The sequence below is a fragment of the Streptomyces sp. AM25 genome, assembly GCF_058146165.1.
On record NZ_JBKIWN010000009.1, the window covers coordinates 91112 to 113603 of the forward strand.

The window sequence follows — 22492 nt, forward strand, 5'->3', positions numbered from 1 at the left end:
GGACCGGCCGTCAGACGCCCGGGGCAGCGGCGGCCTGCCGGGCCCAGTAGCGCCAGCCCGCCTCGATCTGCTGAGCGGCCCAGACCGTGGAGGCCTTCTCCACGCTCTCCTCGTGGCCCGTGAACTCCCGGATCCCGCCCGCGGCCAGCGCGGTGAGCTGCAGCGCGCAGGCACGCTGCAGCAGGACCGCCGTCATCACCGCATGCGCGACGTCCGGGCCGACCGCCACCAGCCCGTGCTGCGGCATCAGACACGCACGCGCCGCACCCAGGTCACGGGCCAGCGCCCGGCCGAGGCCGGGGGAGCGGACGAGGTCGGCGGTCGCCGTGAACCGCGGCAGCCCGTGCTCGGCGAAGAGCACGGCGTCGTGACTGATCGGCCGCAGCGGCACGTCCAGCGCGCTGAAGGCGTTCACGGTGGCCGCGTGGGTGTGCACGGTCGCCCCGACCTCGGGACGCGCCTGCATGATCTCGGTGTGGATCGGATACTCCTGGTGCGGCGCACCCGCACCGACGAGCACCTCGCCCTCCCAGGAGACCAGTTGCACCCGCTCCGGCCGGACTTCCTCCAGCCCCCAGCCGGGCGCCTTCAGCCACACCCCGCGGCCCTCGTCGTCACGCAGCGCCAAGTGCCCCCAGACCATGTCGCCGTGACCGGCCGCCGCCAGCGCCCGGCTGCCGAGGGCCGTGAGCTCGGCGAGCGGGTGCGCGGTGTGGTCCATGGGGCCTCCGGTCGATGAGCGAACACGCCGGAGGAACACGGTAGTCGGTCACAGCTGAATCGATCCTGTGGCGATCGCCACGATCCCGGCGACGGCACCGGCCACCGAGACGGCCAGGATGACGAGTTCGCGCGGGGCGAAGACGGTCCGGCCCTGCTCGCGGCGGGCCATGGCGAACAGCACGGAGGCGGGCGCGTAGACGACGAAGGAGACCAGGACGAACTTCAGCCCGGCCGCGTACAGCAGGAACGCGGTGTAGAGGGTGGCCAGCGCGGCGACGACCAGTTCGCGGGTGGTGCCTTCCCGTCGGCCGGTGCCCGGCGGGCGGTGGAGGGCGATCTTCAGCGCATACCCGGCGGCCAGGAGGTACGGGATGAGCGACAGCGCACTGGTCAGATCCAGGGTGAAGTTGAAGGCGTCGCCGGAGAACAGGGTGATGACCAGGACGAGTTGCGACAGGCAGGTGCTCAGGAACAGGGCCGCCACCGGCACGTCGGCGACGGTGGAACGCCGCAGGAAACGGGGCATGTCGTCGTCCCGCGCGGCGACGAACAGCACCTCCGCGGCCATCAGGCTCCAGGCGAGATAGGCACCGAGCACGGAGACGATCAGGCCGGCGCTCACGAACACGTTCCCCCAGGTGCCGACGGCCGCTTGCAGGACCTGCCCCATCGAGGGCTGACGCAGCGTCGCGATCTCGTGCAGGGGCAGGATGCCGTAGGAGACGATGGTGACCGAGGCGAAGACGGCGAGGACGCTCAGGAATCCCAGGACGGTGGCCCGTCCGACGTCCTCGCGGCGCTTGGCGTGGCGGGAGTAGACGTTGGCGCCCTCGACGCCGAGGAAGACGAAGACGGTGACCAGCATGGTGCTGCGGACCTGGGGGAAGAGCGAGCCCCCGTAGTCGGCGCCGGTGAGGTTCTCGGCGAAGACGTCGGGCTTGAGGCAGAAGAGCGCCAGGACGATGAAGACCAGGATGGGCACGAGCTTGGCGACGGTGACGATCCGGTTGATCGCGGTGGCCTCCTTGACCCCGCGTCTGATCAGCAGGAAGAACCCCCAGAGGCCGATCGAGGAGAGCACGAACGCGAGCAGCGTCTGGCCTTCCCCGAGCGCCGGGGCGACGGCCCCGAGGGTGGACATGATCAGTACCCAGTAGGTGACGTTGCCCACGCACGCGCTCGCCCAGTAGCCGAACGCCGAGAAGAAGCCCAGGTATTCGCCGAACCCGGCCTTGGCATAGGCGTACACGCCGGCGTCCAGCTGCGGTCTGCGCACGGCGAGGGTCTGGAAGACGAAGGCGAGCATCAGCATGCCCAGACCGGCGATCGTCCAGGCGATCAGCGCCCCGGCGACGCCGGTCGCCTCCGCGAAGCGGCTCGGCAGCGAGAACACCCCGGCGCCCACCATCGAGCCGACGACCATCGAGGTCATCGTCAGCAGCGTCAGTTTGGCAGCAGGCGGTGACGCGCCGTCGCTGCTCCGGGGCGGACCGCTGTCGTGGGCTTCGGTCATGTCTCCCTCCGTCGGGGACTGTTCAGTACGCGACCGGTTCGCGGACGATGGGGCAGGTCATGCAGTGGCCGCCGCCACGGCCGCGGCCGAGCTCGGCGCCGACGATGGTGATGACCTCGACGCCGGCCTTGCGCAGCAGGGTGTTGGTGGTGGTGTTGCGGTCGTAGGTGACGACCACGCCCGGCTCCAGGGCGACGGCGTTGTTTCCGCTGTCCCACTGCTGGCGCTCGGACGCGTAGACGTCGCCGCCGGTGGCGATCACGTGCAGTTTTTCGAGACCCAGCGCGGCGGCGACCACATCGGTGAAGGAGCGCGGGCTCTCGTCGGTGATCTCGATGCCGGGGGCGTCGTCGGAGGGGCGCAGCGAGAAGGTGTGGATGCTGTCGGTGATCGTGGGGTAGAGGGTGACGATGTCCCGGTCGGCGAAGGTGAAGACGGTGTCCAGGTGCATCGCCGAACGGAGCTTGGGCATGCCGGCGACGACGACGTGCCGGGCCGCGCCGCCCCGGAACAGGGCGGCGGCGACCTGGGTGATGGCCTGGCGGGAAGTGCGCTCGCTCATGCCCATCAGCACGACCCCGTTCCCGACGGGCATGATGTCGCCGCCCTCGAACGTGGCCTGGCCCCAGTCCTGTTCCGGGTCGCCCCACCAGACGGTGGAGCCCTTGTAGTCGGGGTGGAAGGTGTAGACCGTCTTCATCAGCAGGGTCTCGTCGTGGCGGGCGGGCCAGTACAGCGGGTTGAGGGTGAGACCGCCGTAGAGCCAGCAGGTGGTGTCGCGGGTGTAGAGGGTGTTGGGCAGCGGCGGCATGAGGTACTCGCGGGCTCCCGCCGCCTCCCGGGCCAGGGCGAGGTGACCGGTGCGGTAGTCCTCGGGCAGGTCGGAGGTGGCGAGCCCCCCGACGAGGAACTCGGCGAGCGCGCGCGGCCCCAGTGAGTCCAGGTAGGCGCGGGTGCCGTCGATCAGCCCGACACCCACCTGGTTCGCCGTGATCTTCCGGTCCAGCAGCCACGAGCGGGCCTCGGGGATCGCCATGGTCTGCGCCAGCAGGTCGTGCAGCTCGACGACCTCCACCCCGCGCTGGGCGAGCTTGTTCACGAAGTCCGCATGGTCGCGCTGGGCGTTCTCCACCCACATGACGTCGTCGAACAGCAGGTCGTCCGCGGTGGTGGGCGTCAGGCGGCGGTGAGCCAGCCCGGGTGCGCAGACCAGGACCTTGTGCAGCCGGCCGACCTCGGAGTGCACGCCGTGGGTGCGGGCGGCAGCGGCGGTCTCGGTCATGGCCGTCCTTCGGTCGCGTTCGTCGTTCCACCGTGACCCGGCCGGCCCGGCAGGGGCCACCGAACGTGGGCTGTTCGGGTGGCCGGCCGCCCTCCGCGCCGGTCGGCGGGTCCGGGTGACGTCCGTCCGGCCGCAGGCATGGGCCGGACGGCCCATGCCCGGTGGGAACGGGGACGGGATATATCTGTCGGCAGGCTGCCCGGCGGCATGCGAACGGATCTCCGGGCCCCTGTCCCGAACGGGACCGATCGCACTCCGAGACACCTGCGCGGCGGGCTTTTCACGGCCGATTTCACGGTCGTGAAAAGACCACGGCCCACTCGAGAACGAGTTTTCCTCCCGGCTGGAGGCGGAAATCGTGACAGAAACCATCGGGTATGTCGCCAGAGCCCGGTACGAGCAAATGGTCACCGAGGCGCGGAACTTGATCGGGAAGAAGAGCGGGTATCAGTTCGCCGTCGGTGATCTGGCTCTGGAACTTGCGCCATTGCACACGCACGGTGGTGCCGGGCGGCACCTCCGGCCCGAACGGGTGCCGGAGCGAAGAGGGGTGGCCTGGGCGCTCGGCCGGTTCTCCTCGGACATCCCCCTCCCACTGGCCACCGTCAAGTGCTACAGGTGGGTCGCATCCCGGTGGCCCGAAGCGCACCGGGTCGACGGCGTGTCCCACGGTGTGCACCGGATCCTGGCCGACATAGGCGATGAGACCGAACGCTGGGAGCGCATCCTCCACCCACCCGTGCACGCCCGGTCGGGCGGGCACCGCTGGACCCTGGACGGGGCGAAACGCATGCTGGGCCGTCCCGTGGAATGTCCCGCCACCGTGCAGGAGAAGCTCCGGCTCATCCGTGAACTGACGCGCGACGAGGCGGTGGCGGTCCAGGCCGTCGGCAACCTGCTGAAACAGCGCGAGGTCGCCTTCCTCGTCATGCGGGATCCCGCGGCCCGTCACCTGCTCAACGAGGCCCAGGCGGCGCTCTGCGCATCCGGCTGCTCCGGATACCGCAGCACGTCGGTCGCCGCGTCGGACGGCAGGCCCGCGAACCACTCGATGCAGTTCGTCGAACTGATCGTGGCCTGCCGGCGCTACGTGGAGGACCTCGGGCGGGTGACGGCGGAACTCGGCGCGCAGCACCTCACGGGGGAAGAGCGAAGGGCCGTGCGCACGAACTTCGCCCACGTACGCGAGTCCACCGATTGGTCCGAGGCCGTCGTGCACTCCGGCGCGGCCGGCATGAATGAGAGGTAGACCTCACCCACTGCAATTCTGATCTATGGCGGAACGAATCGAAGGGCACGGGCCAACGGCCTGAAATCCACTCTCCCGTGGTGCGCGGCACGTTGTAAATTCCCGTCCGTCCCCGCGAACGAAGACACAAAATAAGGAGTCGGGTTCTCCGACGACTGTCGCCTGCACGACCTGCCCGCACGGTTCTATTCCCGTTCCGGAGAGGGAGGTGAATCCCTCGGTACCGCCATGCTTCTTCCGGGGATCGACAAGTGATGCCGGGTCCGGCCCTACCGCGATGCCGGGCCCGGCATCCGCCGGTTTCCGGGGCCGAAGTCCTCGATCGCACCCGCTTCTGCACCCACGATCGGCCCGGCCCGACATGGGGGAAGGAAGACATCGCCATGACCTGTGCCACCGGCATCGCCCAGCCCCAGCACACGCACGTGCACGGCTCCGGATGCGGCCATGTCGCCGTCCCGCACCACGACCACACCGACTACGCGCACGTCGGGCAGCTGCACCGGGTTCACGCGGGCCACACCGACGAGTGCGAGCCCTCGGGCCACGTCGTCCACGCCGACCATCCCCACCAGCATCAGCACGGGTGCGGCCACGTCGCCGTCCCGCACGGCAACCATGTGGACTACGTCCACGACGGACACCGCCATGCGCCCCACGACGGCCACTGGGACGACCACTGACCCGTGCACCACCGCGTCAGAGCAGGCGGAAGGCGAGTCCGAGGGCTTCCAGGGCCCGGCGCTGCTCGCCGGCCCATACGGTGGCCTGCCGGTGGTGGACCGATACCACCCCGATCAGCGCACCGCCCCAGGCGGTGATCGGCACCGACGCGACCGCGCCGACCTCCGCTTCCTCCAGCACGTCCAGGGCCGGGGTGCCCAGGAAGACGGGGGAGGCGGCCACCTCCTCGACGAAGACCGGTTTGCGGTCCTGGGCGGCCACCCCGCACGCGGTCTCCCGGTCGGACACCGACTCGAAGAAGGTCAGAAACGGGTGGTGGAAACCCCGCTGGGCCACGATCCGCAGCACCCCGGCCCCCGGCTCGTACAGCTGGGCGTTGCCCATGAGCGTCCCGTTCATCTGGAACATCGTCGACAGCGCGTGGGACAGCACGGACAGCCGCCGGTGCCGCTCGTGTGCCGGCAGCGGCGCCGTCCGTAACTCCTCGGCCATCTGCAGCCCTTCCGGTTCCCCGCACAGCTCCAGCGGACGCAGCACCGCGCTGTGGGCCCGCTCCAGCACCAGCCCCGTCCCCGCCTCGGCGGCACGCTGGCGCGCATCCAGCAGCAGACCCACCCCGGCCGCCCCGCAGAACGTCACCCGGCTGAGGTCCAGCACGACCTGGCCGGGCCGCGCCGCCGCGTCGTACAACGCGCGGGCGAGAACCGGCACCGAGGCGATGTCCAGCTCACCCGCCACACGGATCGTGACCCGGCCGTTCGCCCTGGCGACACCGATCCGCACGTTCTGCGCCCGCTGGGACCACTCCACCTGCATGCCGGTCCCGTTTCCGGGCCTGCTCACCTCACCCATGGCCAGACACGCTATGGCCGGCGCACCGAAGAACAGAACGCTTTGCTCCCCTGGCCCCGGCTGGCATACGAAACCGATCCTGACCGGTCGGCCTCGGTCGAGTTCAGCGGTCACGCGAAGCCGTATTCGACAGGACCGTGACAACCCGGCCGCTACGGAATCACGTCGTCCACGCCCAGCCGCCGCACACCCGGCACATGGTCGTCCAACTCGCCCGGTTCGAAGCGGCACATGCCCACCACGTGCCAGAACTCGCCCGCCATGTCGCCGTCGTACTTGTAGCCGCCGGACGGCGTCAGGGCCGCCCAGCCGCCCTCCACGCCGATCAGGGTGGCCCGTGCCGCCGGGGCGCCGTCCTCCGGCACCGTCCACAGCCGGACCGTGCCGTCCGCGCCGCCGCTGGCGAGCAGGGAGCCGTCGGGGCTGAAGGCGAGCGCGAGGACCCGGCCGGTGTGGCCGGTGAGACGGCCGGCGTCCGCACCGGTCAGGGGGTTCCACAGGCGCACGACGCGGTCGTCGCCCCCGGTCGCCAGCAGCGGGCGGGCCGGGTGGGCCGCCGCGGCCCACAGCCGGCCGGTGTGGCCACGCAGCCGGCGGACGGCCGTGCCCTCGCGCCAGACGATGGCCTGGCCGTCCCACGAGGCGCTCGCCAGCCACGCGTCGCCGGGACCGTGGACCACCGCGTACACACGGTCGGTGTGCCCGCCCAGTTCGGCCACGAGGCGGCCGGCGGCGAAGTCCCACAGGCGCACATACCGGTCGTCGCAGCCGGTGGCCAGGCCCGAGCCGTCCTTGCGGAACGAGATCGACCGGACCCGGCCGCGGTGCTGGGCGAGGTTGGTCACCAGGGTGCCCGTGCTGCGGTACCACAGCCGCACGGTGTCGTCGTCGTTGGCGGTGGCGAGGAGCTCGCCGTCGCCGCTGAACGCCTCGGCCCACACGTGGTCGGTCTCGGCGTCGAGTTCACGCTCGTACTCGCCGGTGGCGGCGTCCCACAGGTAGACGTCGCCGTCGCTGCTGGCGGTGGCGAGCACGGAGCCGCTGGGGTGGAAGACCGCCGAGACCAACCGGTCGTTGAGGCCGGACAGTTCACGCACCCGGCACCCGGTCGCGGTGTCCCACAGCCGCACCACACCGTCGTTGCCGCAGGCGGCCAGGTGGTGGCCGGCGGCGCTGAACGCCAGGCCCGTCACCTTCCGCCCGTGGCCGCGCAGGATGCGCCGGCCCTGCCCGGTGGAGGCGTCCCACATGCGCACCACGCCCTCGTTGCCCACGGACACCAGCAGCGGGCTGCCGTCCGGCGCACCGCCCCCGGGGCGGAAGTGGCAGGCCCAGACCGAGCCCTGGTGCTCGTCGGGCTGCCGGCGCAGCGAAGTGACCGACCAGGTGTCGGCGTCGAGCGCGACCTGCCACAGGCACACCTCGCCGTCGCTGTCGCCCGCGGCGAGCAGGGCACCCGCCGGGTCGAAGACCACCTGGTAGACGGCCCCGCCCCGGCTCTTGACGGGATCGGTGGCCGCGGTGCCGGCCACCGGGTCCCACAGCCGCACCTGCCCGTCGGTGTCGCCACTGGCCAGCAGCCGGCCGCCCGGGTGGAAGGCGAGCGTGTAGACCCGGCCGGTGTGCCCCGTGAGCCGGTGCGCCAACTGCCGGTCCGCGACGTTCCAGACGCGCACGGTGCCCGGCCCGCCGGCCTCGCCCCGGTCGCCGGTGGCCAGCAGCGTCCCGTCCGGACTGAACGCGGCGCGGTAGACGGCCCCGTGGTGGCCCTTCAGCTCGCCCAGCAGATGGCCGGTCGCGGTGTCCCACAGACGGACCGCCGCGTCGGCGTCACCGGTGACGAGCAGCGTGCCGTCGGGACTGAAGACCGCCGTGTAGACGGGCGCCCGGTGCCCCGGCAGCCGGTGGGCGACGGCTCCCGTGCCGGTGTCCCAGAGAGTGACGGTGCCCTCCGCGTCACCGGTCGCCAGCCACGTGCCGGACCGGTCGAGGGAGACGGGCCACACCCCGTCCCGGTGCACCTCCAGTTCATGGCGGCAGGTCCCGGCGACCGGGTCCCACAGCCGCACGACGCCGTCCGCCCCACCCGTGGCCAGCACCTGCCCGCGGAACTTCACCGCGTACACCCGGTCGGTGTGGCCCTGGAGGGTGCGCAGCGCCGTGCCGGTCGCCGCGTCGCACACCAGGACCCCGCCGTCGTCGCTGCCCAGCGCGAGGAGTTCGCCGCCGGGGCTGAAGGCGACGGGCTCGGGCAGCCGGCCCGTGCGCATGCCGTACCCGTACGGCACACCGACCGCCGAGGGCCGCAGGCCCGGTTCGGCGGGGAGCCCGGGGGAGACGGAGGCGAACCGCAGCTCGGCGCTGTCCAGCACCTCCTGCCCGGCCGTGGCGTTGATCAGCGCCGACTGGTACCAGCGGCTCCCGGCCACCCGCACGCCGTTCAGCGTGGTACGGATCAGCCGCGCACCGCGCAGGTCGGCATCGCGCAGGTCCGCACCCGTCAGGTCGGCGTCGGCGAGCCGGGCGCCCGCGAGCCGCGCACCGCGCAGCACGGCGCGCGACAGGCCCGCGCCGACCAGGCTCGCCCCCGTCAGATCGGCACCCGTGAGGTCGACGCCGGAGAAGTCGCGGTAGGAGAGATCCTCGCCCGCCAGCAGGGCGCCCCGCAGATCCGCATGCGCGGGGACGCGGAGCCTGCTGAGGACCTTGATCGCGTTGGCCCTGGCGGTGCCCTGCGCCTCGCCGCCACCGTCCGGCCAGTCCACCAGAGTGCGTTCGGCCCACTCGCGGACCGTGCGGTGGTCGGCGATGTCGCACAGGAACTCCACCGCCAGCTGGCTCAGCGGACGACGGGCCAGCAGTCCCAGCGCGCCCTCGTCCGCCCCGTCCAGCGCCGCCGCCACCTCGCGCGCCACCAGCCACTCGACGACCGAACCGTGGATGAAACGGAACTGCCCCTCGTCGCTGCGCACGAGAAGACTCCCGGAACCGACCGCGTGCGCCGCCTGCGGCACCGACAGCCTGCTGTCGGCCAGTTCGGTGAGCGCGGTGGCCACATCGGTCAACTCGTCCATGCGCAGGCCGCTCTCACCGCTCTCCCACAGCCGCAGGGCCAGCGTCGTCACCGCACGCCACAGCTGGTCCACGCTGAGCCCGGGAGGACCGCCCCGGCCGCCGCGGCCGCGCCGCTCCTCGAACTCCAGCCAGGCGGTGAAGACTTCCTCGTACAGCCCGGCGGGACTCAGCGCGCGCCCGGCACCGGTCACGGTCCGCAACCGCTCGTGATCGAGACCCGCGACGAAGCTGAGCAGCCGAGGATTGCGGCACATCGTGAGCAGGTCGGGCACGGCCTCCAGGAGCCGCACCCGCCGGTCGGCGGCCACCTCGTCGCCGTAGCGGGCGGCCAGGTAGGCACGGATCTGCTCCGGGCTGAACTCCTGGAGCGCCAGCAGCCGGCGCTGCGGCAGCAGCCCGACGCGCTCGCCGAGCGCGGTCAGCACCTGCGCCTGCGACCTGAAGTGCTGGGTCCGGCTGGTGACCACGATCTTGGCGTTGTCGACGGCCGCGTCGAGGAGCACCTGCAGGTGATCGGCGGCCCGGTCGTAGCTGACGTGCCGGACCAGCTCGTCGAACCCGTCGAAGAGCAGGACGATCCGGCCCTGCCGGAGCATGTAGCGGAAGGCGCGCAGATCGATGCTGTCCACGCCGTGCGTGGCCAGGTGGGCGGCGACCAGGCCGTCCAGCGAGTGTGCCTTGTCCAGGGGGTTCAGCTCGATGAACAGCGGGGTCAGGTGCGGCAGTTCCCCCGGCAGCCGGCGGGCCAGCTCGCGCAGGGCGAACGTCTTGCCGTGGCCGAACTCGCCGAGCAGCAGGATGAAGCGGCCGTGCTCGGCATCCAGCAGCCGCAGGAGGTCGTCCACGACCGCGTCCCGCTCCACGGCTCCCGGCCGCTCGATCTCCCGGTAGCGCTGGGGCAGGTAGAGACCGGGCGGGTACTGCGGGTCGGCGCCCAGGCGCCCGGTCTGCGCCGCCACGTAGTGGCGGAGGTCCAGCAGCCCCTGGAACTCGGTGAAGCTGCGGACCAGGACGCCGCGGCGCCGGGCCAGTTCCCGCACCTCGGAGGGGAGCGGCGGGCCCTCGTGGACGAGGACGGCGTCGGTGTCGTTGCCGGAGGCGCGGAGCGTGTCGACGAGCTGCTGCGCCTCCTCGGGGCCCAGGGCGCCGACGCAGACGGCGATGCGCTGCTGCCGGACGAAGCCGGCCTCGGTCCAGGTGGCCAGCAGCCCGGGCGCATCGCCGGGGATGCGCCGCAGGTGGACGCCCTCGTAGCGCACCCGGCAGACCTCGGCGACCCGTGCGACCAGGGTGTCCAAGGGGCTCTGCACGGCACGGCTCTCGGACTCCGTGTCGTCGTCGCCGGCCGGCATCGCGGGGTCGAGGTCCGACGACGGCTCCGGCTCCTCGGCGGCGGAGAGGGGCGACGGGCGCGGCGGCCCGAAGACGTGCCCTGCGCCGTGCCACGAGGTGTCCCACTGCCAGGGCGGCCGGCCCGGCCAGCGGGTGAGCCCCTCGGAGGTGATGCGGAGCAGCTCGTACCGGCCCGGGGCAGGGGCGCCGAGGACCGGCAGCTCGCCCGTCGTCGGCGACAGCGCGGCGGCGGTGGGCGTGCCCGACGCGGTCCGCGGCGCGCCGTGGGGACCGTGCAGCAGCACATGGAGGCGCGGGGCGACGAGGCGGGCGAAGACGTCGGTGTCGCGCAGCACGGCGGCGCTCTGGCGGCGCCCGCGCTCGCCGGCCCGGCCGTGCTCCTGGCCGCCGGGGGCGGCGGCGCCCCGCCCGCCGTCCAGCCGCCGGTGGGTTTCCGGCGGATGACGCACGGCCCCCAGCCGCAGCCAGCCGTCCTGTTCGTAACGGCGCAGGGCCTGCGCGAACCAGGCCGCCTGCTCGGGGCCGAGCCAGGGGTACTGATCGTCCGGCCGGTGGCTGTGGGCCATCGAGGAGTTGAGGCCCGCGACGACCGTGCGCAGGGCCGGCACCGGGAACAGGGTCCAGGGCTGGTCGGCGTCGAAGACGGCGTCCAGGCCCTGGTAGAGCTCCTGGAACAGGCGGGCGTAGTGGCGCCACTTGGGCCAGTAGGGCGGTCTGGGCTGCAGCTCGTCGGCCTCGCAGGTGCTGAAGTAGGCACGGCAGGCGGCCAGATTGACGTCCTGCTCGCCCGGCACCACCACGAGCCGGTCGGCCGCCAGACCGAGGCGGGCGCGCAGGCCGGTGAGGAAGGTGAGCGCCTGGTCGCACTCGCGCGGGCCGCCGGAGGCGGTCAGGTCGCCGGTGACGACGAGCAGGTCGGGCGCGGGCGCCCCCGCATCGGTCAGTTCGACGAGATCGCCCCAGACTGCGGCCTGCAGGTCCGCGGGGTCGGCCCCCCGGCCGAAACCGGGCCCGGCCAGGTGCAGCACGGAGACCGCCTGGCGGGCGTGGCCGCCGTCGGCCGCCAGGGGATAGCCGGGCGGCGCGGCGGGACGCCGCCGCCCCGGCCAGCCCGGACCGCCCGGCTGCGGGTCGGACGCGGGATGCGGCGCCGGCGCCGGGGCGGACGGCTCGGCCGGGCCGCCGGGGAAGCCGGGGTGCCGGTCGGGGCGCGCCCGCCCGGCGAGCGCCTGGCCGACCCGGGTCAGCAGCAGGTCACGGGCGGCCGGCCCCTCCTGGACACCGACGAAGTCGACGTAGGTGATGGTGGCGAGCAGGCCCTCGACGGGGATGTCCTCGACGCGCACGGTGATCAGCCTGCGGTCGGGCGCGTCCGGATCGGCGCGGAGGGCGGCCTGCCACTCCATGCGGCCGTAACGGGAGTTCTCGTAGTGATGGGACAGCACGGCGATCACGGCCGCGGACTGGCTCACGCCGCGGTCCATGAAGTCGACGAAATTGGTTCCCGGCACGAAGTCCCAGGCCTGGACGACGGTGCGGTAGCCGGCCTCCTCCAGGGTCCAGGCGATCCACGTCGCCCAGCGTTCGTCGGCCGGCGAATAGCTGATGAAGAAGTCCAACAACCCTTTTCGTTCCGCCTGTTCACGCCCCTGGACCATGTCTCCATGGTACGGGCCGCCATGTCGCCGGTCACTGGATCGTGCGCTACCCGTACGACGCCCATGCGATGCTCTGACCATGTATGTTGTTCGGGCCCTGTCTGCCCTGAAACGTCTCCACGGGCTGGACTGGCTGGCCGGGGGAATCCTGCTCTGCGGTCTGCTGTGCGTCGCCACCGGCGCACTGCCGACAGCGCCCGCACGGGACGCGATGGAACGAATAGCCCCCTTGCTGGCCTTCCTCGGCACCGTCATCGTCCTGGCGGAACTGGCCGGACGGGCCGGTGTGTTCGACGTGGTGGCAACGGGCGTGGCCCGCGCGGGCCGGGGCAGCTACGGCGCCCTGTTCGTACTGTGCGTGGTGTTCGCCTCGGTGACCACGATGACGCTCAACCTGGACACGACGGCGGTGCTGCTGACCCCGGTCATGCTGGCACTGGCCTCCCGGGTGGGGATCGCCGCGGTACCGCTGGCCATGACCACGGTGTGGCTGGCGAACACGGCCAGCCTGCTGCTGCCCGTCTCCAACCTGACCAACCTGCTGGCCGCCGACCGGGTCGCCCTCACCCCCCTGGGCCTGGCCGCACGGATGTGGGCCCCCCAACTCGCCGCCATCGCCGTGACCATGGGATGCCTGTGGCTGTTCTACTGGCGGCCCGGCCGCCGGGGAGCACAGACCTACGTGCCGCCGGAGCCGTACCGGCCCGCCGACCGGACGGTGTTCTGGGTGTGCGCGGCGGCGTGCGCCGCCTTCCTGCTGGTGCTCCTGCTCGACGTCGTCCCGCTGTGGGCGGCGTCCGCCTCGGCCGCCGCGGTCGCGGTCGCGGTGTACGCGGTGCGGCAGCGGGCGGCCCTGCGCCTGTCGCTGATCCCCTGGCGGCTGCTGGTCCTCGTCCCGGGACTGTTCCTGGTCGTGGAGACCTTCGACGTCCACGGCCTGCACCACGTGCTGTCCGCGGCCGTGGGCTCCGACGGCGGACTGCTCGGCATGCTCCGGGCCGGGGCGGTCGGCGGAGGCATGTCCAACGCCCTGAACAACCTCCCCGTCTACCTCGCCACCGAATCCGCCGTCCCGGTGGCCAACCACGACCAACTGCTGGCGCTGCTGATCGGCACCAACGCGGGCCCGGTGATCACCCCGTGGGCCTCGCTGGCCACCCTGCTGTGGTTCGAGCGCTGCCGGGCGCAAGGAGTGGAGGTGCCGCTGACGCGCTTCATGGGCACCGGCACGGTGCTCGGGGTGGGGGCGGTGCTGGCGGGCACCATGGCACTGGCGGTGACGAGGTGAGGCACGGTGGCACGACGGACTGCTGGAACCACAATGCGCACTACCACCCGCTGGTGCTCGACGCGGTGCCGGACGGCTGTCGCGAGGCCCTGGACATCGGCTGCGGCGACGGCCTGCTGGCACGCAGGCTGACCCGGCGGGCCGGCGCGGTGACCGGCGTGGACAGCTCCGCCGAGATGATCCGTCTGGCCCGTGAACGGAGCGCCGGGCTGAACGTGACCTTTGCGGAGGCGGACTTCCTCGACGCGTCGCACGGCCTGCTCTCCGCAGGCCGATACGGATTCGTCAGCGCCGTCGCGGTGGTTCACCACGTCGAGTTCACGCAGGCGGTCAGGGCCCTGGTCCGCCTGCTCGCACCGGGCGGGCGCCTGCTGATCGTCGGTCTGGCCCGCAACGGAACCGCGCTGGACCGGGTCATCAGCGGCGCCGGCGTCCCGGCGGCGCGCCTGAACGCCCGCCGCAACGGGGGCGAGAGCTACCCCGACGGCATGCCCGTCCGGACGCCCGCCATGTCCTGGGGAGAAGTCCGGCAGGAGGCGAAACGCCTCCTGCCGGGGTGCCGCTTCCGCCGCCATCTGCTGTGGCGCTATTCGCTGCTGTGGGACAAGCCGGGGCCGGAGGCGGAAGCGGCATCACCTGACCGGTGACGACCGGCGGTGACAAGACCCTGGGTGCATGAACGCGCCCCCGCCCTGGCGAAGGCCGCAGGACTAGGGAACTCCTGTTCCGCTCCGGCGGTTTTCAGAATTCCTGTGTGGTGGGTCGGATCAGGATTTCATTGACGGCGGCATACGACGGCTGGGTCACCATGAAGACGATGGAACGGGCGACGTCGTCGGCTTGAAGCCACGTGTCGCGCGGGATGCCGCGTGCAACGGGTTCGAATTCTTCGGCCGTGGTCATCGGGGTGACGGTCAGGCCCGGTTCGATCAGGCCGACACGGACGCTTCTGCCGGTCAGCTCCTGACGCAGGGCCTCGCTGAAGGCACCCACCGCGTGCTTGGCCGCCGAATAGACCATGAGGCGCGGGTTGGTCACGCGGCCCGCCTGGGAGCTGATGTTCACCACATCGGCCACGTTCCGGGGGCCGGAAACCGCCGCATGGAACAGATGCGGCAGAGCTGCCCGCGAAGTATGCAGGAATGAAGTGAAGTTGAGGTCCACCAGAGGCTGCCAGCGGTCGGGATCGCTCTCTTCGAGGTTCCCGACGGCCAGCTGGCCTACGTTGTTCACCAGGACGTCCAGACGGCCCAGGCGATCTGCCGTCTCCTCGACGACCCTGCGGGCCTGAGCCGAGTCGCTCAGGTCCCTGCTGAGGACCACGCATGTGCCGCCTCTGTCACGGATCTCGGCGGCCAGGTTCTCCAGCCGTACCGTACGGCGAGCGGTCAGGGCCAGTGAGGCTCCCTGCTCGGCGAGGGCCACGGCCGTGGCCGCCCCGATACCGCTCGACGCACCGGTGACGAGCGCCGCACACTCGGTCAATGGACGTTCCGTGATGCTGTCCATGTCGGCTCCCCATAGGTGCTCGTCCTCGCCGCCGCGACCACGTCCGGGCCCGGGCCTGTGTCCTCCATCCTCGTTCGAGGCGTGTGCAGCACATATCCCCTGAACGGATGACTGGCCGGCCCGCTCACAGTGCCCGACCAGGGGATGTCGGCCTCCCGTCAGGCGACCACCAGTCCGCTGGGGGAGGCGGCCAGCCCCAACGGGGTGCTGCCGACGACCTTCAGCGTCTTCGCGTCGATGGCGTCGACGGTGCTGGAGGCGTTCGTGGACACCCAGACCGTGTCGCCGACGGCCGTGATGCTCGTCGGGACGTGGGCGACGCGCACCGTGGCGATCACCCGGTGGGTGCGGGCGTCGAGCACCGTCACGGTGTCGTCGTTGGCACCTGTGACGTAGACGCGCGAGCCGTCCGGGCTCACGGCAACCTGCCAGGGGGACGTGCCGACACGGATGCGTTCACTGGTCCGGTGGCGTGCGGCGTCGACGACCGACAGGGTGTTCTGGAGGGTGTTGACGACGTAGACGCGCTGCCCGTCGGGGTGCACGGTCACGCCGTTGGCCTGTGCCTGGTCGGTCAGGGTGTGCCGGACCTCGCCCTGTTCGGCGTCCATCACGGACAGGCCGTCGGAGCAGGTCACGTAGAGCGTCCGCCCGTCGGGGGCGGCGGCCAGGCAGCGCGGTGCGAGACCGGTCTCCCAGGTGTCGCTGAGCTTGTCGGAACCGGTGTCGACGACCGAGAGGGAGTGCGACCCGTCGGCCCCGGTGGCCGGGCCGGTGTCGGCGACGTAGAGGTACGCGCCGTCCGGGGAGACCGCCACCCCGTGCGGGAAGAGACCGACGGAGACGGTGGCGGTGATGCGGCCCTTCGCGGTGTCCAGGACGGAGACGTTGCTCGCGCCGGAGTTGCTGATGTAGACCTTGCCGCCGTCGGGGGTCCTGGTCGCGCCGAAGGGGTTGGTGCCCGCATAGATGCTGGCGACGAGCTTGCGGCTCGCCGGGTCCACGACCGAGATGGTGTTGCTGACGATGCAGGCCGCGTAGACGTGCGGGCCCGTGCGCGGGGCGTTCCTGGGCGCCGCATCCTGGGTGCCGGGGAAGTCGGTCCCCGCAGTGCCGTGCGGGAAGTCCTCCCTGTGCGTGGTGGCGTTCTCGACGATGCGGCTCATGGTGTACGGGTGGACGGCGCCGATCAGGCTCTTCGCCCTGCTGCGCGGTGCCGGCGCGGGCGTGGCTCTCGCACGTGCGCCGGGGTCCTCCTGGTGCGGCGGGGTCTGGTCCCCGCCCGGGACGGTCACCGGCGGCAGCGTGGCGACGTCGAACTCCGCGTCCCACAGCCGGTCCCTGGTCGGCGGCAGCGGCGGGAAGGAGCGGGAACTCGGCAGGCCGAGCGCGGAGGTGAGGTCGCCGAAGGTCCGGCGTCTCCAGTCGCTGATGTTCGGCTCGCGCACTCCGGTGAGGCGCTCCAGGAAGCGCAGGACGGAGGTGTGGTCGAAGGGCTCGCTCGCCACGAAACCGCCCTGGGTCCACGGCGAGACGACGATGCACGGCACCCGGATGCCGCCCCCGACCGGCAGTCCGCCGACGAACTCGTCCGGCGTGCCCTGCGGCGGCAGCGGCGGGACCACATGGTCGAACAGCCCGTCGTTCTCGTCATAGTTGATGATGAACACGGTCTTGCGCCAGAGGTCCGGATTCGCGGCCACGGCGTCCAGCAGCCCGGCGAGGTAGTCGGCACCGGCGGCGGGGAGGTAGTCCGGGTGCTCGCACTGCGGGGATGTGGGGATGATCCAGGACACGGTGGGCAGCCGCCCCGCCCGTGCATCGCGCTCGAACGCACCGGCCGGGCCGATGGTCAGGCCGTGCTCGTAGAGCGGGCTCCCCGGCCGGGCGTCCTGGAAGGCCTGGAAGAACTCCAGGGGGTTGCAGCCGTAGTCGTCCTCCTCCTGGTAGACGTGCCAGGACACGCCCGCCTCGGTCAGCCGCTCCGGGTAGGTCTTCCAACGGAAGGGTGACGGGATCGAGTTGCTGATGACGGGTCCGCCGTGCAGCCCGTTCGGGTCGATCGTCCCCGTCCAGTGGTAGAGCCGGTTCGGCCAGGTCGGGCCCAGGACCGAGCAGTGGTAGGCGTCGCAGAGGGTGAAGGACTCGGCCAGCGCGAAGTGGAACGGGATGTCCTCGCGCCGGTAGTAGCCCATGGTGTACGGGCCGTTCTTCTCACCGTCTGCCTTGCGGTGCGCCGGGACCCAGTTGTCCATCGTGCCGCCGTTGATCGCGCTGTGCTGCACGGTCCACGCGTGGCTCGTCGAGGGGATGGCCTGTGAGCTGGTGTTGAGGGTGTCGAGGTGGAACGGCAGGAGGTAGCCGTCGGGGTTGGCCGGGTCCGGCTGGTAGAAGACCGGGCGCCCGCCGGGCAGGGTCACGGCGTGCGGGTCGTCGAACCCCCGGACCCCGCGCATCGTGCCGAAGTAGTGGTCGAACGACCGGTTCTCCTGCATCAGGATCACGACGTGCTCGATGTCGTCCAGCTTCTCCAGCCGTCTGGGCGCATCCGCCATGGCGCGTCTCAGATTCGGCGGCATCAGGGTCAGCGCGGCCGCGAGACCGCCGCCGCCCAGGGTCGATGCGAGCAGCCGCCGACGGGAGAGTTCAGTCATGGTCCACCTCGGTGCCGGGATCGGGAATGCGCGCCAGCACACACCACGCAGCCCTCAGGCACAAGAGGGCACACACGTCCCATAGGCCTGTGGCTCAGGGCGACTTGTGGTAGATGCACCAGCACGTGTGCCGGATGGCCCGGGGGTGGAGATCCGTGATCCGGTCACTGTCGGGCAGCGGGCGTGGCGCGCAGCGCCGGGCGGAGAGCTTGCGTCAGCGGGGCCACTTCTCCGGAGTGCTACTGGTGATCACGTGGCAGACGGCGGGCTTTCCGGGGCCGGGGGACTTCCCCTCGGCGACGACGCGGATTCCGTCCAGCAGGATGCGGCAGGAGGCGGTCCCGTCGCCGGTCGGGGTGATCTCGACGCGAGCCTCTTCGCCGGTGATGACGATGACCTTCGTGCTCCAGGGGATTGAGGTCGGCCCCAGCCGTTCGACCTTGTGCTCGGACTTGGACCTGTCGGGGTTGTGCCGGTAGCTGACGGCAGTGGCCTGCGGTTCGCCGCCGGCGGAGGCGGCCTCGTAGGTGAGGTACCAGGCGTTCCCGCCTCGCCACTCCTTGATCTTGGTGATGTTGTTCTTGCCCCACAGCAACCCGCCGGCTATGAGGGTGACGATCACCACGAAGGCGATCACGAAAAAGACGCCGCCCCGGGGGCGGCGGGACGACTGGTGCGGGGGTGCCATGGTGACCTCGGACTGTTTCTGTGCTCGACCGTGCCGCGTGGTGCCGTCAGCGGTGTCGCAGTCGGCTTCTTCACTCTCCGTGTCACCGTACCCGCGGTCATCACGGCGGGTGATCGTCCTGCCGGCCGGTCTCCTGGTCCCCCTCCGGTCGCATCCTTCCCCCTGTGGGGGACGGCCCGAAGGTGGGGAGGCTTCAACTTTCGTATCACTCCTCCAGCGATCACCGCACAACGTTTCCGCGTGCTCGTCAGGAGTTCATCCGGCAGTTGTCGACAAGGCCGAGCAGGCGCGGCATGTCCTCCGGTCGCCCGGCGACGAAGCTGCGGTCGGTGTCCGGACCGGTGACCCCGGCGAGGAACGGCCCCCCGTCCAGGGTGCGGACCACAACCCCCGCCTCCATGGCCAGCAGCGCCCCGGCCGGCAGGTCGATGGCCTCCGCGCGGTAGCCGACGAACCCGTCGATGTCGCCGCGGGCCAGCATGGACCACGTCAGCAGCGGGGCCCACAGCTGCAGCAGCCGCCGCGAGCTGCGTTCGAGGCCTGTCCGGAGGCTGCGCGCCCGGGTGTCGTCGCGGCCCACTCCGTACCCCTGGGTCCAGCCCAGCAACGGCCCGGCGGGCGAGGGCGCGCGGGAGGCGATGCGCAGGGGCCCCTGCGGCCCCCGGGCCCCGCAGCCGCGCAGCGCGGACCAGGTCCGGCCGGTGACCGGTTCGTGCACCACGCCGACGACGGGCACGTCGCCCGCACACAGGGCGATGCCGACGACGCAGGCGGCCAGCCCGATGGCCACGTTGTTGCTGCCGTCCAGCGGATCCACCAGCCACGTACGGCCGTTGGCGGCCGAACCGGCCAGTTCCCCGGCCTCCTCGGCGAGGATCCGGTCGTGCGGGAAACACGACCGGATCCGCTGCACGATGGCGTCCTCGGCCAGCGTGTCCAGATCGGTGACGACGTCCCCGTCAGATCCCTTGGCCACGACCGTGCACTGCTGGGTGGCTTCGCCCCTCAGGTGCGAGCGCAGTAGCGCGCCGGCCTCGCGCGCGGCGCTCACCGCAAGCCGGTGCTCACCGGCGAAGCGGGAAGCAGGCAGGGGCAGGTCCTGTGCGTCATCGGCGGTGAGGAGCATGGATCCTCCTGAGGACGGAGCCCGCTGTACGGGCGGACTGCTCGGCGTCGCACTGCTGTCGTACCACGCGGTGCCCCGCGCCATGCAGCGGTCCGAGGGAGAGGTCACGGCCGCCCGGCCGGGAGCAGCCCAGCAGAAGGGTCGCGGCGCTGCGGCCCGACACGACGGTGGTGTGGAACTCCCCGGCGGGAAGGGTGTAGACCTCTCCGGCGCCACTGGTCTGGGCCGCGCCCGGCTCGTGGATCACCAGGCGGGACGTCGGCCGGAGTCGGTCGACCCCGGCGGGATCGCTGACGATCTCGAAGACGCGGTGCGTGGGCCGCTCCTGATCATCGGTCACCCGCACCGGAACATTGACCACTTGCCCGTACAGCACACAGCTGGTCAGGTCCCAGCTGTGGGCGTGCACCGGTGATGTGGTCAGCGCGGATACGGCCCCGTCCGCCTCGCCCGCCTCAGTGCCGAAGACGTGGATACAGATGCCGCAGTCACCGCCGCGCTCCACGGGAAAGCACAGGAAGCCCAGCGGGTGCCGTACGGCACGCACCTCCCGCCGCCCGGTGGCGATGTCGCCCAGCACGGAACGGGCGGCCCGGACCAGAGGCTCCGTTCCCCGACGGCCGTCCGCCGCCTGCTCGAAGAGTCGGTGGTCCACCACTCGCTCGTCCACGGCGCCTCCCGCTGCGCGGATCACCTCCGGTAGGGGTTCTCCGCATGCAGCGCCTTGTCGATGATCTCGCCCACGTCCGGGTCGGTGAAGGCCGTGGGCAGGGGCAGCCCGATGCTCTCGAAGAGCCGGTGGGCCTCGTCGACGGTGGGTTCCTCGCTCAGCGGCTCGGCGTTGCGCAGATCGACCGTGGCCGCCTGTTCCCGGCTCTGGTGGAGCTCGGTGACGTAGTAGTCGTAGAGCGGCCGGTCGCGTTCCACCAGCAGATTGGCCCGTCTCGGATCGTCCTGGGTGATGATGAGGCACGAGTCGGACAGGTCGAACCGCAGCGTGGGCACGCCCGAGGACAAGTAGACGTCGGCCTCCAGGGTGTCCAGCCGCTGCCGGTACCAGCAGACGGCGAGCACGGTGGCGTAGGACTCCTTGCGGGCCCGCTCGACGCTCCAGGGGTCGGGCCGCATGAACTCCAGCCGGTGGGCGAAGGTCTGCCGGAACCGCGCGTACGCCGCGCACGCCCGTTCGTCGGCCGGGTTCACGATGTCGATCTTCATGGACAGGGGGCGGCGGTGGATCCGCGCCTGCTGCACGCAGACCGGCAGGGTCACCGCCCGCAGGTACGTCCCCGTCCCGCCCTTGAACACCCAGCGCTCGGTGGTCTGCCGGGCCCGGTCCAGCGCCCGTTCCAGGTCACCGCTCGACAGCGACTTCACCATGACCAGGTCCTCGATCGCCCGCTGGGCCCCGAGCGTCGCCTCGCGGATGTCGGCCATCCGGTGCCGCCGCTCGGCGAGGTTCCCGTAGACCAGCGCACCGAGCACCAGCAGGGTCGCCCCGGAGCCGACACCCGGCCCGAGATGGTGATCGAAGATCTCCATCAGCCCGATGACCAGGGCCGCGCTCATGGCGACGACCGCGTCCAGGTTCTTGATGGTCCAGGCGACGGCACTCTCGACCCGCCCGGTCCCCCCAGTTCCGACTGCCAATGTCAACAACCCTTCCCCCGAGAGGACTTCATCGTAGGAGGGGTGGAGGGGAGGGGATAGGGAGCAACATTTGCCGGATCGGGCCGGATCGGGCCGGATCAGGTGGGTCCCTTGCGCGCGGTGACGTAGGCGAACGGCGTGGAGACCCCGGCGCTGTGGTGGCCTGCGGCCGCGAGCGCCGTCTCCAGCCGCTCACGGGGCTCGAGCCCCAGGCCCGCGGTGGCGTGCAGGGTACCGAGCGCGAACTCGCCCCCGCACCCAACGGCGGCGTATCCGTCGGCTGGCTCGCCTATCTGATAGTCGTCGTAGACGGCGAACAAACGGCCGTGGACGCCGACGAGGAACGTCCCGGCCTTCTCCTGCTCCGAGCCTTCGACCGTGCCCGGACCGGGGTGTCGCACTTCGTATCCGCCTCGGTCTCGACAAGACCGAGCCTGGCCTGGGCGAGGTGGTAGCCGATCTGCGTCGCGAGATCGACGCCACCACGGACGAGGGCAACAGCTTGCGCAATGCCATAGCTGCGTGCCTTGCCGACCAGGATGCAAGCACATCGTTCCGTCCGACTACTGCTGTCAGTGCTCCCCCTGGCCCGGCGGAGTAGCTGAGCCCGGAGCTGTCGAGGGAGGAGTGCCTGGTGTCCCTCGGAGAGCTGCGAGCAGCATCACGTCGTGGAGGTCCGCGCCCTTCCAGGGGCGGGCCTCGCCGACCTTGCGGTACCCCCATGCCCGGTACGCAGCCGACGCCGCCTTGCTGTCTGGGTGGACGTTGAGCAGTACTCGCTCAGCTGCGAGGCCGTCGAGCAGTGTCTCGTGCAGGCGTTGCGCGATTCCCTGCCCGCGCCACGGCTCACGCACAGCAAGTTCCATGAGCCCGAAAGTGCGGTGCCCGTCCTCGCGCCGCATTTCTTCCGGCACAGGTTCGGTCAGTTGGCCCCACCAGCCCGTGTTGGCCCCAAGGGGGTAGCCGAACGCCATGCCGACCGGCTCACCATCCCCAGTACGGGCCAGGGCGGCGCGGAAGGTGCCTTTGCGGGTCTGAGAGCGGAAGCGCCGGAAAGTGGCTGCCACATCGTCCGCAGTCTCGTTGTACGGCGATTCCGCGAATGCCTCGGCGTAGATCAGCCTGAACGCATCCTCGGCCTGAGCGGCGGCAGGGCCATTCATGCGCTCTACCGTGATGGCCCCCTGC

17 protein-coding genes and 1 pseudogene are annotated in these 22492 nt (G+C 71.6%); 4 read left to right on the forward strand and 14 right to left on the reverse strand.

Annotated features, from left to right (window positions below; translation table 11 throughout):
• Positions 1-10: 10 nt before the first annotated feature.
• From ACLHRZ_RS13105 to ACLHRZ_RS13115, 3 genes are read right to left on the reverse strand one after another with little or no spacing between them, the layout of a single operon-like run.
• Complete coding sequence (locus ACLHRZ_RS13105) at positions 11-721, reverse strand: class II aldolase/adducin family protein (RefSeq protein WP_490418552.1); 711 nt, start codon at positions 719-721, stop codon at positions 11-13.
• A 48-nt stretch (positions 722-769) separates the two neighbouring features.
• A complete protein-coding gene (locus ACLHRZ_RS13110; protein WP_490418553.1) occupies positions 770-2236 on the reverse strand; it encodes a basic amino acid/polyamine antiporter in 1467 nt (488 codons plus the stop codon).
• A 22-nt stretch (positions 2237-2258) separates the two neighbouring features.
• Complete coding sequence (locus ACLHRZ_RS13115) at positions 2259-3518, reverse strand: arginine deiminase (RefSeq protein ID WP_490418554.1); 1260 nt, start codon at positions 3516-3518, stop codon at positions 2259-2261.
• 358 nt (positions 3519-3876) lie between these two features.
• Between ACLHRZ_RS13115 and ACLHRZ_RS13120 the strand changes: the two genes are divergently transcribed.
• Together ACLHRZ_RS13120 and ACLHRZ_RS13125 are read left to right on the forward strand one after the other, a co-directional pair.
• Positions 3877-4767 carry a DUF6192 family protein gene (locus ACLHRZ_RS13120; RefSeq protein WP_490418555.1) on the forward strand — a complete coding sequence of 297 codons (891 nt, stop codon included), beginning with the start codon at positions 3877-3879 and terminating at the stop codon, positions 4765-4767.
• A 383-nt stretch (positions 4768-5150) separates the two neighbouring features.
• Positions 5151-5450: a hypothetical protein gene (locus ACLHRZ_RS13125; RefSeq protein ID WP_490418556.1), complete on the forward strand. Its 300-nt coding sequence runs from the start codon at positions 5151-5153 to the stop codon at positions 5448-5450.
• 16 nt (positions 5451-5466) lie between these two features.
• Here the strand turns inward: ACLHRZ_RS13125 and ACLHRZ_RS13130 are convergent, their stop codons facing one another.
• On the reverse strand, positions 5467-6303 hold the full coding sequence (locus ACLHRZ_RS13130) for an anti-sigma factor antagonist (RefSeq protein ID WP_490418557.1): 837 nt from the start codon (positions 6301-6303) through the stop codon (positions 5467-5469).
• A gap of 152 nt (positions 6304-6455) precedes the next feature.
• Positions 6456-12389, reverse strand: coding sequence for a WD40 domain-containing protein (locus ACLHRZ_RS13135; RefSeq protein WP_490418558.1), 5934 nt, complete (start codon positions 12387-12389; stop codon positions 6456-6458).
• 79 nt (positions 12390-12468) lie between these two features.
• Here ACLHRZ_RS13135 and ACLHRZ_RS13140 point away from each other — a divergent pair, with 79 nt between their 5' ends.
• Together ACLHRZ_RS13140 and ACLHRZ_RS13145 are read left to right on the forward strand one after the other, a co-directional pair.
• Positions 12469-13677 (forward strand): SLC13 family permease, encoded by a 1209-nt coding sequence (locus ACLHRZ_RS13140; protein WP_490418559.1) that lies wholly within the window; start codon positions 12469-12471, stop codon positions 13675-13677.
• Positions 13674-14324: a class I SAM-dependent methyltransferase gene (locus tag ACLHRZ_RS13145; RefSeq protein ID WP_490418560.1), complete on the forward strand. Its 651-nt coding sequence runs from the start codon at positions 13674-13676 to the stop codon at positions 14322-14324. The genes ACLHRZ_RS13140 and ACLHRZ_RS13145 overlap by 4 nt, the downstream gene beginning before the upstream one ends.
• A 94-nt stretch (positions 14325-14418) precedes the next feature.
• On the opposite strand, the gene ACLHRZ_RS13150 is transcribed toward ACLHRZ_RS13145, so the two are convergent.
• From ACLHRZ_RS13150 to ACLHRZ_RS13190, 9 genes and pseudogenes are all read right to left on the reverse strand, one after another.
• Positions 14419-15186 carry an SDR family oxidoreductase gene (locus tag ACLHRZ_RS13150; protein ID WP_490418561.1) on the reverse strand — a complete coding sequence of 256 codons (768 nt, stop codon included), beginning with the start codon at positions 15184-15186 and terminating at the stop codon, positions 14419-14421.
• A 158-nt stretch (positions 15187-15344) separates the two neighbouring features.
• Entirely contained in the window at positions 15345-16352 is a 1008-nt protein-coding gene (locus ACLHRZ_RS13155; RefSeq protein WP_490418904.1) for a YVTN family beta-propeller repeat protein, read from the reverse strand.
• 66 nt (positions 16353-16418) lie between these two features.
• Positions 16419-17840 (reverse strand): annotated as a pseudogene (locus ACLHRZ_RS13160) (alkaline phosphatase family protein); the annotation flags it as partial.
• A gap of 214 nt (positions 17841-18054) precedes the next feature.
• The gene (locus ACLHRZ_RS13165; protein WP_490418562.1) at positions 18055-18528 is read right to left on the reverse strand and encodes a hypothetical protein; all 474 of its coding nucleotides are present in this window, start codon (positions 18526-18528) and stop codon (positions 18055-18057) included.
• Between the two features lie 247 nt (positions 18529-18775).
• Positions 18776-19654 (reverse strand): inositol monophosphatase family protein, encoded by an 879-nt coding sequence (locus ACLHRZ_RS13170; RefSeq protein ID WP_490418563.1) that lies wholly within the window; start codon positions 19652-19654, stop codon positions 18776-18778.
• Positions 19635-20324, reverse strand: a complete 690-nt coding sequence (locus tag ACLHRZ_RS13175) for a hypothetical protein (protein WP_490418564.1) — start codon at positions 20322-20324, stop codon at positions 19635-19637. Before ACLHRZ_RS13175 ends, ACLHRZ_RS13170 begins: the two co-directional genes overlap by 20 nt.
• A gap of 20 nt (positions 20325-20344) precedes the next feature.
• Positions 20345-21310, reverse strand: coding sequence for a hypothetical protein (locus ACLHRZ_RS13180; RefSeq protein WP_490418565.1), 966 nt, complete (start codon positions 21308-21310; stop codon positions 20345-20347).
• A 92-nt stretch (positions 21311-21402) separates the two neighbouring features.
• Entirely contained in the window at positions 21403-21705 is a 303-nt protein-coding gene (locus ACLHRZ_RS13185; RefSeq protein ID WP_490418566.1) for a hypothetical protein, read from the reverse strand.
• Positions 21706-21876: 171 nt separating this feature from the next.
• Complete coding sequence (locus ACLHRZ_RS13190; protein WP_490418567.1) at positions 21877-22467, reverse strand: GNAT family N-acetyltransferase; 591 nt, start codon at positions 22465-22467, stop codon at positions 21877-21879.
• Between the last annotated feature and the right edge of the window lie 25 nt (positions 22468-22492).

What these genes read in the sequence shown, in the direction of transcription:
- ACLHRZ_RS13135 (WP_490418558.1), bottom strand. Translation starts at nt 12,389, where the DNA reads ATGGTCCAGGGGCGTGAACAGGCGGAACGAAAAGGGTTGTTGGACTTC.
- ACLHRZ_RS13165 (WP_490418562.1), bottom strand. Translation starts at nt 18,528, where the DNA reads ATGGCACCCCCGCACCAGTCGTCCCGCCGCCCCCGGGGCGGCGTCTTT.
- ACLHRZ_RS13140 (WP_490418559.1), top strand. Translation starts at nt 12,469, where the DNA reads ATGTATGTTGTTCGGGCCCTGTCTGCCCTGAAACGTCTCCACGGGCTG.
- ACLHRZ_RS13190 (WP_490418567.1), bottom strand. Translation starts at nt 22,467, where the DNA reads ATGAATGGCCCTGCCGCCGCTCAGGCCGAGGATGCGTTCAGGCTGATC.
- ACLHRZ_RS13125 (WP_490418556.1), top strand. Translation starts at nt 5,151, where the DNA reads ATGACCTGTGCCACCGGCATCGCCCAGCCCCAGCACACGCACGTGCAC.
- ACLHRZ_RS13105 (WP_490418552.1), bottom strand. Translation starts at nt 721, where the DNA reads ATGGACCACACCGCGCACCCGCTCGCCGAGCTCACGGCCCTCGGCAGC.
- ACLHRZ_RS13150 (WP_490418561.1), bottom strand. Translation starts at nt 15,186, where the DNA reads ATGGACAGCATCACGGAACGTCCATTGACCGAGTGTGCGGCGCTCGTC.
- ACLHRZ_RS13155 (WP_490418904.1), bottom strand. Translation starts at nt 16,352, where the DNA reads ATGAGCCGCATCGTCGAGAACGCCACCACGCACAGGGAGGACTTCCCG.
- ACLHRZ_RS13130 (WP_490418557.1), bottom strand. Translation starts at nt 6,303, where the DNA reads ATGGGTGAGGTGAGCAGGCCCGGAAACGGGACCGGCATGCAGGTGGAG.
- ACLHRZ_RS13170 (WP_490418563.1), bottom strand. Translation starts at nt 19,654, where the DNA reads ATGCTCCTCACCGCCGATGACGCACAGGACCTGCCCCTGCCTGCTTCC.
- ACLHRZ_RS13110 (WP_490418553.1), bottom strand. Translation starts at nt 2,236, where the DNA reads ATGACCGAAGCCCACGACAGCGGTCCGCCCCGGAGCAGCGACGGCGCG.
- ACLHRZ_RS13115 (WP_490418554.1), bottom strand. Translation starts at nt 3,518, where the DNA reads ATGACCGAGACCGCCGCTGCCGCCCGCACCCACGGCGTGCACTCCGAG.